The following is an 11,432-nucleotide window of genomic DNA, read 5'->3' as shown; positions in this document are numbered from 1 at the left end:
TACATTATCGGTGATCGTTGTGCCTGTAAATGTTCCAAGATCCGTCGTTCCTGCAGCAACACCCGATAAAGTTTGAAGTGCATCCTGATTCGTGCCATCTACTCCCACATCCCTGCCATCTACAGTACCTGTAGCGATAATGTTAGCGCCAGATATATTTCCTGTAGTTGTAATAGCCTGTGCTCCAAAATTTGGATTGATCTTCGTTCCGGCTATCGCTGCTGCAGCGCTGACATCTACATTTGTAATTGTTCCATCTGTAATATTAGCACTGGTCACTGTTGTTAGCCCTACATCATCCGTCCCATCTGCAAAGCCCGCAGGAACTCCAGTAAGCTTAGTCCATGCCACATCATTAATTTTCGCATTGGTAACAGCTAGATTCGCGATATCGACAGTAGCTATTGTTCCATCGGTAATATCGGCACTCGTTACTACAGTCAAACCATTGTCAACACCATCTGCGAAACCTGCTGGTACAGCTGTCAATTTCGCCCAGGCTAAGTCACTGATATCAATATCTGATACCGATCCATCAGTGATCTCTGCTCCTGTCACTATTGTCAAACCATCATCCGTACCATCAGCGAATCCGGCTGGGATTCCAGTTAGTTCTGTCCAATCGATACCGTCTGCAATATTGGCAGGAACGTTCAAAGCCACCCAGGCTGCACCATCCCAGAAATAAAAAACATCATCGTCTGAATCAAATACCAATAACCCCTTATCAGCCACTGCCAAGCCCATGGCACCTCTTTGGGCATTGCTTAGTGCGGGTATCATCAATCCCTGGTCTCCATTGGGTGATACCAGATGTAGAACCGCATTGGGGTTAGGGGTTTCCGTGTTGATTCCTGCTGTGAACTCCTGTGCACTGAGCGAACAGATCGATAAGAGAAATACTAATAAGGAAGTAACTAGGTAAGGTCTCTTTAATGGTTTCATGACAAAGGTCTTTTACTAAATGGATTACCTCCAAAAATACACTATTCGATAAATGAAAATCTGATCTGAAAAATCAATTCGATGTAGTGATGATTTTATAGGATAGGTACCCTGTTATCCATGAACAAACTCAAGTAAGAAAATGACAAAATCGATTAAAAACAGTCTTTAAAAGAAGATAGCATTGTACTTTACAAGCAACGAGACTACTGTTCAGAAAACTGATTTTTATACAGTAGTAATACTCCCTCCATACATCGCTCACCATCCATAGCAGCAGAAACGATTCCTCCGGCATAGCCTGCACCCTCAGCACAAGGGAATAGTCTTTTTATCTCTATATGCTCACAACTTTCTCTATTTCGAGGAATCCTAACAGGAGACGAGGTTCGACTTTCTACACCTATTATTTGTGCTTCATTCGTGAGGTAGCCATGCATTTTTTTCCCAAAATATTGAAAGCCTTGACGTAAACGCCTGGCAATAAATGATGGTAAGACCTCTGTCATGTCAACCGATTGAAGTCCCGGCTGATAGGATGTCTCCAATAATGATTCAGAAACTTTCCCATTGACAAAATCCACCATCTTTTGTGCAGGAGCTACCTGGGTTTGCCCGCCCATTTTCCACGCTTGTTTTTCTACAGAAGCCTGAAACTCCATGGCTGCAAGTGCTCCATGATTTTGGTATGATGGGATATCTTCCAGCTCCACTGCCACGACCATTCCTGAGTTGGCGTATTTGCTGTCCCTTCTCGATGGACTCATACCATTAACAACCAGCTCACCTGGCGCTGTGGCTGCAGGTACGATAAACCCTCCCGGGCACATACAAAAAGAAAAAACACCACGTTCTTTACTTTTTAAAGTGGTTTGAGAAACCAAAGAATAAGCCGAAGCAGGGAGATAGTCTCCCCGATCTTCACATTTGTATTGGATTCGATCAATCAGTTGTTGTGGATGCTCAATTCTGACTCCCAAAGCAAATGGCTTGGCTTCAATTTTTACTTTCCAGGATTGACAAAGGTGGAAAATATCCCGTGCAGAATGACCGGTAGCAAGTACCACTCCAAGGCCTTTTACTACTCCCTGCTCTGTAACCACGCCCTTCATTTCCCCATTTTCGATAATGAAGTTTGTGACCTTGGTATTGAAGTGCACCTCCCCTCCAGCGGCTTCAATGGTTTCGCGTAGGGCAGTTACCAACTTTGGAAGCTTGTTTGTTCCAATATGTGGATGTGCTTCGAATAGAATTTCAGGTGTGGCTCCATGAGCTACCAATATTTCAAACACCCGACGGATGCTTCCTCGTTTCTTGGAACGAGTGTATAGCTTACCATCTGAGTATGTACCTGCCCCTCCTTCTCCGAAACAGTAATTGCTTTCAGGGTTGACGATATGTTCTTTGTTAATAGCTGCCAGGTCTCTTCGTCGGGACCTTACATCCTTACCACGTTCCAGTATTATGGGTTTAAGACCACCTTCAATCGCTTTGATTGCAGCAAATAGTCCGGCCGGTCCGGCTCCTACAATGATGACAGGGTCAGCATTGCGAACATTATGTTCCTTTTTGAAATATTCAACGTATTTAACCTCAGGCGGAGTGTCTCTTACTTCAACCCGGAGATTGATTTTGATTTGTTTTTGTCTGGCATCTACTGACCGACGAAGGATATCTACATACTTACCATTATCCAGGTGACCAAGCTGCTTCAGGTGTACTTCAAGATTGGCAGAATCAAATCCTATTTCAGGTGTAACAATCAGGTCATGTATCGGCATGATGCAAAAGTAGTCTTCGACAAGCTCAGACTGACATTCGCTGTATATTTATACTATGAATATTGAAGATTATTTATCCAAAGTATCCGGATACTTTTCCCCAAAAGTGATTGGTGAGGTAAATGACGTTTACGTGAAAGTAGCAAAGATCAAAGGTGAGGATATTCCCTGGCACAATCATAAATACGAAGATGAGGCCTTTTTCATCCTGAAAGGAGAACTGTTGTTTGAAGAAGAGGGTAAGGACTCCTTTAAAATGAGTGAAGGTGATTTTTACGTGGTGAAGAGAGGTGTTAATCATCGTGTTTCATCAAAGGATGAATGCCAGATCATGCTGATTGAAAATAAAACCACTGCTCATACCGGAGACGTAAAGTCTTCTGTTACCAAAAGTATTGAGGAGCAGCTGGGCTAACATCCCCCTGCTCCAACACATAGCCAACACACCCCCCTTCAAAGGGGGAATTAATAAAAATTAAAATTCTTTGTAATAAATCTCCTTATCCTCGGACTAGTGTAGTAACGATTCGGAAATGAAAGAAAGCGAACAACGACAAATCTTTACTGAATGGCTTGGGGGATACCGGGCACTATTATTCAAAGTGATACGTGCCTATGCGTTTAATTCAGATGATCAAAACGATCTGTTTCAGGATGTGTGCCTGCAAATGTATCGTTCGGTCCCCAACTTCAAAGGGACATCTGCTGTTTCTACCTGGCTCTATCGTATCGCACTGAATACAGCGATTAAATGGAGCACCAAGGAAAAAAAGCATCTGGATGGACATCAAGAAGTAGACAAAGTAGGTCATATTCTTGAAGCTAAAGAAGAACCTGTGGACGAACGAATTGGCTGGCTTTATGATCAAATCAAGCAATTCAATGAGATCGATCGATCGCTTACGCTTTTACTCCTGGATGGCTATAGCTACAAAGAGATGTCTCATATGATGGGGATCTCCGAGAGCAACATCGGAGTGAAAATTCACCGGATCAAAAAACAATTGGTAAACAACTCTAAACAATACGAATATGGAGTTTGAGGAAATGCAAAAAATCTGGAACGAACAAAAAGGAGAAACCATGTATGCGATCAACGAAAGCGCCTTACATAAAAGCATAAGCCGAAAGAAGGCGGCAGCAAGTAAACGAATCAACCTGGTGGAAATCATGCTAATGATCATCAACAGTACAGTCTCAATTATCTTATTTGCTGATGCGATACTAGACAAGGAAGGTCCATGGGATTACGCGGGAGCAACGATCATGGCCCTGACCGTGGTTTTTCTAATCTATTTTCGAAACAAAAGAAAGGCTAAAGAAAATACATTTGACCGTACGATGATGGGTGAGTTGGATCATGCGATAGCCAACAGTGATTCGATGGTCCAAATAGCTACAATTATGATCTATTACTACCTGGTTCCTGTAGGGATATATACACTAAGCAAAATGCTTTACTTCGGTGCGGACATTGAAAAATGGTTACTCATCATCGGGATGTTTGCCCTGGCATTCTTCCTAGTACGCTGGGAAAAGAAAGCCATGCACATTCCTCGCAGGAGAAATTTAATGGCATTGAAAAAGCGGTTGATGGAGGAGTGAAAAGGTTGAGGTTCATAAGTAGTTATGAACCTCAGCTTAGATACTATTATAAAAGAATGAAAAATCAGTGAAAAGAATCCTATCTCACCTCCAGATCACCTGGCACTCTCGCCTGTAGCCCTTTATGCTGATTTAGCTCTTTCACCGCTTTTGATACCGGATCGGCATCCAGACCAAACAAGGTAAATTGAATTTTTGCATTCATTTTTTCTAATACCTCCTCAATGAAAGGCTTTTGCTTGGGATAATGAGATACGGAGTAGTCATCTTCGATTCCTGCTAGTTTTGCAGCTAATTCAATGGCATCTTTATAGCTTCCCAGCTGATCAACTAATCCATTTTCAAGTGCCTGCTCACCACTCCACACACGGCCACTGGCAATTTTCTTTACATCATCTTGTATCATGCCCCGGGCATCAGCTACTTTCTGCGTAAAAACTTCATATCCCTCATTTACTCCTCTCTGGATGATTGCACGCTCTGAATCCCTCAGTGGTCGAGTCACTGTATAGATATCGGAATATTCTCCTGTTTTCACCACATCATGCGTGATACCAATCTTATTTTCGAGGAACTCCCCGAAATTGAACCACATACCAAAAATCCCAATTGAGCCTGTAATGGTATTAGGTTGGGCAATAATTGTATCTGCTGGCATAGCAATATAGTATCCACCAGAAGCAGCTGCTCCTCCCATGGATGCAATGATCGGTTTCTTTCCTTTCGTCAGCATCAGCTCTCTCCAGATCATATCGGAAGCAGTCATACTTCCTCCTCCGGAATTAACTCGCATAACGATAGCCTTGACTCGGTCATTGTTTCGTGCTTTTCTAATCTCCTCAGCGTATGTCTCACCAACAATCCCTTCGTCACCTCCCATCATGATATCACCCTCAGCCACGATCACAGCAATTCTGTTGCTGGAGTAATTGTCCATCGCCTCGGTAGCCTGTATGTATTTGTTCATCTTCATGGTTCGAAGCTTCTTGTCTTCAGCCAATCCAAGTTTTTCCTTCATCACGCTTTTCAACTCATCCTCATATCCCAGCTTGTGAATCAACCCAACATCCACTGCATCCTGAGGAAGGTTTACCTTCATCTGATCAGATATCTCTTGGAGTTTCTCAACAGGAATACGAACCGAATTGGAAACATTGGTTAGATAGGTTTTATACATGGATGAAAGTAATTCACTATACTGAAGCCTGTTTTCAGGACTTAAATCTTTTCGGATGTAGGGTTCCACATAGCTTTTAAATTCACCTACTCTGAAAACCTCCGGCTGAATGTCCAGTTTATCGAACATTCCTTTCCAGAAAGTAATATTCACATCCAGGCCATTAAATTCAATTGCTCCGGTAGGATTTAAAAACAAACTATCGGCCACTGAGGCAACATAATAGTCCGACTCACTAATATACTCTCCGTATGCATAGACAAACTTCCCAGACTCTTTGAAATCCAGCAACGCATCTCTTATTTCTTTTAGCCCTGCGTAGCTACCACCTAAGTACATCGGTTCGATATAAATCCCTTTGATTCGGTCATCTGTCTTCGCACGATCTATAGCAGTGATAATATCCAGAAGGCTTAGAACCGGCGGGGCATCAGCAAATACAGTGAGAAAAGGATCATCTACCGCTTTTTCCTGCAAAATACCGGTCATTGGAAAGTACAACACCGAATTGGTTTTTACAGATGGTACCTCGTCAGCTGAAGCTGAGGCCACAATACCGACTAAAAGGAAGAAGCCAAGAATCGAAAAAATTATAAGGCCGACGATGGTAGCAAGAAGATTTCTTAAAAATGCCATGTATATGTATTTGGTATGTTTAGTTTATCTCTAAATCAAGAGACAAAGCTTATTTTGTCATTGTTGATAATTCGCAAAAGTAAGACGAGGTTTGCAAACAATAGATCAAGAAACTAGATGAACGGAATTTACCTGCTACTGGGCAGTAATATGGGCAACCGGTTGGAATACCTGAAAGAGGCTGAGAAGCTTCTTATTGCAGAGAGTATTCAGGTGATTGATGAATCCTCTATCTACGAAACTGAGCCGTGGGGGAAGGAAAATCAAGATTGGTTTTTGAATGTAGTGCTCCAGATTGAAACTTCAAAAGACCCCAGTGAGCTTCTGGAAACAATCCTAGCTATTGAAAAATCTCTGGGAAGAATCCGCAAAGAAAAATTCGGTGAACGTTGTATAGATATAGACATACTCTATTATCACAACAAAATGGTGAACCTGGAAAATTTATCGATCCCCCACCCTGGAATTCCTGACAGGCGGTTTACCCTTGTGCCATTAGCTGAGATGTGTCCCCTGGAAGTTCATCCATCATTATCAAAAAATCACATGGAATTACTCGCTGATTGTCAGGATGAATTAGATTGTAAACTCACAGATTATAAGCTTTAAATGTCTTTAGTTGAAGGAATTCTCTTGGTTCTGGCAGGAGCTTTTGCCGGATTTGTAAATAGCATTGCCGGTGGAGGATCATTGCTTATCATGCCGCTTCTTATTTTCATGGGCTTGCCTTCTGCAGAGGCCAACGGCACCAATAGAGTAGCTATTTTCATTCAAAATATCTTTTCAGTGGCTGGTTACCGCAGCAAGGGAGTTTACGTTTTCCCATTCGCCATTTATGTGGCGATTCCGGCCATTATCGGAGCTATTATTGGATCGAACATTGCTGTTGATATTGGTGATAAAGTTTTCAATCGGATTCTAGCGGTAGTTATGCTGGTGGTGATGGCCATTTCAATTTTCAGACCTTCTATTAACATTGACCCAAGTGAAATAATCAATAAGAAGAAAACGTGGATGAGTGTGATTGTTTTTTTCTTTTTAGGCATTTATGGAGGCTTCATTCAGGCAGGTATTGGCTTTTTGATTATCGCTACTCTCACCAGCATACATGGTTTCAATATGGCCAAGACGAATAGCATCAAAGTGTTCGTTATTCTTTGCTATACAATCGCTGCTGTTATCGTTTTTTATTTGGAGGATAAAATCCGATGGGAATATGGACTTACACTGGCAGCTGGCAATTCAGTCGGAGCATGGATTGGTAGCAGATGGTCAGTTGGCAAAAGCGATCGACTGATACGGATGATACTGCTAGTGATGGTCATAGCCCTTTCCATTAAATTGTGGTTTTTCTAAGTCTAGCACGTGGGAGTAGTCATCAAACAAAGTTTTTGGAGCACAACAATTGCCTATTTAGGGGTAACCATTGGCTATGTGAATGCACTCTATGTTCGTGCTGAGTATTTGGATTTATCTCAAATTGGTCTTTTTACACTTATCACAGCAAATGCCATGATAGTGTCACCTATTTCATCATTTGGAATGGGTAGCTCCTACCTTAAATACTTCCCAAACTTTGATGAGGCAAATAAAAACAGATTCTTTTCATACCTTTTTTTAATAACGATTTTGGGTAATGTGCTCATATTATTTGTGGGATTTCTCATGAAAGATGTCATCGCTGAGAGATACATTGACACGGCACCTACTTACATCAACTACCTTTCAATTACGGCGATCATTATCGTTTCCAATAGCCTGTTTGACTTGTTTTTTAGCTACAGCAGAACAGTAATGAAAGTTTTGTTTCCCTCATTTTTGAGGGATATCTATTTAAGGGTAGCATCGTTATTTCTTGTGTTTGGCTATGCTATTAGTTGGTGGGATTTTGATGCTGCGGTTTTAGGGCTTGGCATTGTATACGCTGGTGCTTTTATGCTACTCTTTATACAGCTGGTACTGGAGCATGGCTTTCGATTTGATTTTAGCTTTGGAATAATCACCAGTAAATGGAAATGGAGACTTCTAAAATTTGGTACCTACAGTATGCTCCTTGCCGGAAGTTTCGCATTAATCAATAACGTTACTTATGACCAGGTCACTACAATCCTGGGCCCAGAAATGAATGGCATTTTTACAACTTGTTTTTTTATAGCCCTAATCGTGGAAATGCCTCGTAGAAATATGCTGAAAGTATTAGGTCCAATCATTTCCGCTGAAATGGAAAGAAAAAATATGGTCGAGGTTGACAAGCTTTATAAAAGAAGCTCCATTACAATGTCAGTCATCGGTATGTTGCTATTCATAGGAATTGTAACCAACCTGCAGGATCTTTTTGATTTTATCCCAAAAGGAGACGCATTTCAGATGGGCTTTTGGGTAGTTGTTGGAGTATGCATCGCAAAGCTATTTTTAATGACCTCAAGTTTCGCAGGAGAGATTATAAACTTCTCACATCTGTACAGATACAACTTGATTTTCCAACTGATTGCTGCCTTTACTCTTATTATACTGAATCACTTTTTCATCAACAGCTGGGGTTTAAACGGGGCAGTGTTTAGTTACTTGACTGCCATCACCTTACATATCTTTCTGAAAGTAATCTTTGTCAAACATCATTTTGGCATTGTGCCTTTTGTGAATGCCCATCTACCTTTGTTTCTAATAGGGTTGATTATAATTATATCAGCTTATTTTTTTCAAACTGGACTTCACCCAGTTATAAATATTATCATTCGGTCAATTGTAACAAGCATTGCATTTATATTTTTGATTTATAGGTTCCGAATATCCAAAGACATCAATACAATCATTCATTCTACCTTTGAGAGATTTCTAAAAATTAACCTTCCAAAATGAACGCTGACCTTAAGAAAAACATACTTACACATGGCCTAATTATCCTTGGGTTTCTTTTTGTTACCATTCTGGTCCACTACCCTTCCATTTTGGGTGATAAGCAGATAGACCAGCATGACATATTACAAGGTCAGGGGGGGAATAATCAACTAAAAATGCATCGGGATGGAACCGGTGAGGAAGCACTCTGGAATCCATATATGTTTAGTGGAATGCCTGCGTACTTAACCGGAGTTCAATACTCAGGCGATATACTCAAACATGTTTATAAAGTCTATCTTTTAGGATTAGGTCATCCGGAGGGTATACTCTTCGCCAGCTTTGTGAGTTTCTACATCCTTTTGCTGTGTTTTAAAGTGAGACCATTGATTGCGGCGGCAGGAGCACTTGCTTTTGGCCTAAATGGCTTCAACATGATTGGTATCATGGCAGGACACAATGCTAAAATTGCTGCAGTGGCTTTAATGCCACTGGTTCTAGCGGGTATCCATTTAACTTTCACTGGTAAAAGGTGGCTTGGTTTTGGATTAACAGCGTTGGCACTCGGGCTACAAATCAGAACGAACCACCCTCAAATCACATACTACCTTGCCATAATTGTGGCAGCTTATGGAATCAATGTGCTGATTAATGCAATTAGAGAAAAAGATTTTAAACCATTTGGCATTAATGCCTCATTGATGATTTTGGCGGCAATTCTTGCTGTTGGAGCGAATTATGGACGCCTTGCAACAACCCTGGAGTATAGTAAATATACTATCCGTGGAAAATCAGAATTACAAAACGATCAGAAGAACTCTTCTGGTCTGGATAAAGAGTACGCGTTTCGCTATAGCAATGGAATAGCAGAGCCATTATTTCTCTTCGTTCCAAACATTTTTGGTGGTTCTTCTCAGCAAGAGCTTACCACCAAATCGGCAGTTGCTGATGCACTAAGGAATGCGGGCTACAATCGGTCTCAAATTGCACAACAGGTTCAGGCTATTCCTACCTACTGGGGTGAACAACCATTAACTGCTCCTTACTATGCGGGGACTTTTACCGTACTGCTCTTCATTCTTGGAATTCTGATTTTACCTAAAAAACAAAAGGTATGGTTGATTTCGCTTGCAGTGCTTGGAATCATGATGAGTTGGGGTAAAAATTTTGAAGGCTTCAATAATTTCCTTTTTGACTACCTGCCGGGGTACAATAAATTCCGATCAGTGACCTTCACCATCATCATTACCATTTTCGCAATGAACTTACTGGGTTTTACCGCCCTTGAAAAGCTGGTGAGCGCTGAGTGGACGCCCGAGTTAAAGAAAAAAATCTTTATGCTTTTTGGTATTGGCGGTGGCTTTCTAGTAGCGCTACTATTATTCTCCGGCGCTCTAGGTTACCGAGGAGCCATAGATTCCCAATTACCTGACTGGTTTCTCAACGCAATCAGGGAGGATCGTCAGTCACTACTCGTAAAGGATACCTTAAGAGCACTGATGTTCGTGGTATCATTGGCAGTACTTATTTGGGCCTTGATTAAAAAGAAAGTAAAAGTTAAGCAGGTGATGCTTGGCTTACTGGTTATTGTTTTTGTGGATAGCTTTTCATTAACCAAGCGCTTCCTTGGGGAGGAAAAATTTGTAAAAGACCCTTCACGAGAATTCTTTGCTATGACGGAAGCTGATAAGGCCATTGCATCCCAGGCAAGCTATGGTGAGCGGGTTTTAAACTTACAAAACCCATTCAATGAAAACAGAACCTCCTTCTACCACGAATCCATCGGGGGATACCATGGAGCCAAGGTCAGGCGATATCAGGATCTGATCGATTATTGTCTCCAGTCTGAATTACAAAGTGCTTATCAGTCACTGCAAAATCAGTCATTGGACTTTTCTGGCCTGCAGGCATTAAACATGCTTAACACCAGATTTTTGTATGCAGGAACCCAGCAAAATGCAGTGTTTCCAAACCGATATGCAAATGGCAATGCATGGACAGTAAATGAAGTTATCCCTGTCAGTTCTCCGGATGAAGAAATTGCCAGGGTTTGTTCAATCAATACGAAAAGTCAGGCTTTGATAGATCAAAGCAAATTTGATATTCCACAGATTTCTGGCTCTGGAACGATTATTTTGACTAATAAAACTCCCAATAAAATCACCTATCAGGCGGATATTTCAAATGGGGCAGCCCTGGGTGTTTTCTCTGAGATCTACTACCCTGAAGGATGGGAGGCGACCATTAATGGTGAGAATGCTGAGATTATGCGAGCAAATTACGTTTTAAGAGCCCTTGAAATCCCACAAGGAAGTCATGAGATTATCTTTGAATTCAAACCTAAAACTTACTTTACTGGTAATACTGTCACTTTGATTTCGAGTGTGCTTGTTTTGCTTGTTTTTCTAGTGGTAGTAGGAGTTGAATCTAAAAAAAGCATTAGCTAAAAG

General features: G+C 41.3%; 10 protein-coding genes. 7 read left to right on the top strand and 3 right to left on the bottom strand.

All coding sequences use genetic code 11. The annotated features are described in order from the left end of the window. The coding region (locus ACXAH9_RS07320; protein WP_474894200.1) for a hypothetical protein at positions 1 to 945 on the bottom strand (945 nt) is incomplete at its 3' end. Positions 946 to 1,151: 206 nt separating this feature from the next. Then, entirely contained in the window at positions 1,152 to 2,726 is a 1,575-nt protein-coding gene (locus ACXAH9_RS07315) for an NAD(P)/FAD-dependent oxidoreductase (protein ID WP_474894199.1), read from the bottom strand. A gap of 55 nt (positions 2,727 to 2,781) precedes the next feature. Between ACXAH9_RS07315 and ACXAH9_RS07310 the strand changes: the two genes are divergently transcribed. The 3 genes from ACXAH9_RS07310 to ACXAH9_RS07300 all read left to right on the top strand — a co-directional run bounded on the left by ACXAH9_RS07310 (position 2,782) and on the right by ACXAH9_RS07300 (position 4,331). Continuing rightward, positions 2,782 to 3,141, top strand: coding sequence for a cupin domain-containing protein (locus ACXAH9_RS07310; RefSeq protein ID WP_474894198.1), 360 nt, complete (start codon positions 2,782 to 2,784; stop codon positions 3,139 to 3,141). A gap of 118 nt (positions 3,142 to 3,259) precedes the next feature. Then, positions 3,260 to 3,769, top strand: a complete 510-nt coding sequence (locus ACXAH9_RS07305; protein WP_474894197.1) for an RNA polymerase sigma factor — start codon at positions 3,260 to 3,262, stop codon at positions 3,767 to 3,769. Further along, positions 3,759 to 4,331 carry a hypothetical protein gene (locus ACXAH9_RS07300; protein ID WP_474894196.1) on the top strand — a complete coding sequence of 191 codons (573 nt, stop codon included), beginning with the start codon at positions 3,759 to 3,761 and terminating at the stop codon, positions 4,329 to 4,331. Before ACXAH9_RS07305 ends, ACXAH9_RS07300 begins: the two co-directional genes overlap by 11 nt. Positions 4,332 to 4,410: 79 nt before the next feature. Here the strand turns inward: ACXAH9_RS07300 and sppA are convergent, their stop codons facing one another. Further along, complete coding sequence (gene sppA / locus ACXAH9_RS07295; RefSeq protein WP_474894195.1) at positions 4,411 to 6,144, bottom strand: signal peptide peptidase SppA; 1,734 nt, start codon at positions 6,142 to 6,144, stop codon at positions 4,411 to 4,413. 117 nt (positions 6,145 to 6,261) lie between these two features. Here sppA and folK point away from each other — a divergent pair, with 117 nt between their 5' ends. From folK to ACXAH9_RS07275, 4 genes are read left to right on the top strand one after another with little or no spacing between them, the layout of a single operon-like run. Beyond that, a complete protein-coding gene (gene folK / locus ACXAH9_RS07290) occupies positions 6,262 to 6,753 on the top strand; it encodes a 2-amino-4-hydroxy-6-hydroxymethyldihydropteridine diphosphokinase (protein ID WP_474894194.1) in 492 nt (163 codons plus the stop codon). Then, complete coding sequence (locus ACXAH9_RS07285) at positions 6,754 to 7,500, top strand: sulfite exporter TauE/SafE family protein (protein ID WP_474894193.1); 747 nt, start codon at positions 6,754 to 6,756, stop codon at positions 7,498 to 7,500. It abuts the gene before it with no gap. Between the two features lie 9 nt (positions 7,501 to 7,509). Continuing rightward, positions 7,510 to 9,003, top strand: coding sequence for a lipopolysaccharide biosynthesis protein (locus ACXAH9_RS07280; RefSeq protein ID WP_474894192.1), 1,494 nt, complete (start codon positions 7,510 to 7,512; stop codon positions 9,001 to 9,003). Continuing rightward, on the top strand, positions 9,000 to 11,429 hold the full coding sequence (locus ACXAH9_RS07275; RefSeq protein WP_474894191.1) for a YfhO family protein: 2,430 nt from the start codon (positions 9,000 to 9,002) through the stop codon (positions 11,427 to 11,429). Before ACXAH9_RS07280 ends, ACXAH9_RS07275 begins: the two co-directional genes overlap by 4 nt. Positions 11,430 to 11,432 lie beyond the last annotated feature (3 nt).

Source organism: Ekhidna sp. ABH4_415 (genome assembly GCF_056161305.1).
Note: the sequence above shows the minus strand (reverse complement) of the source record. Positions and strands in the feature narration are given on the sequence as shown.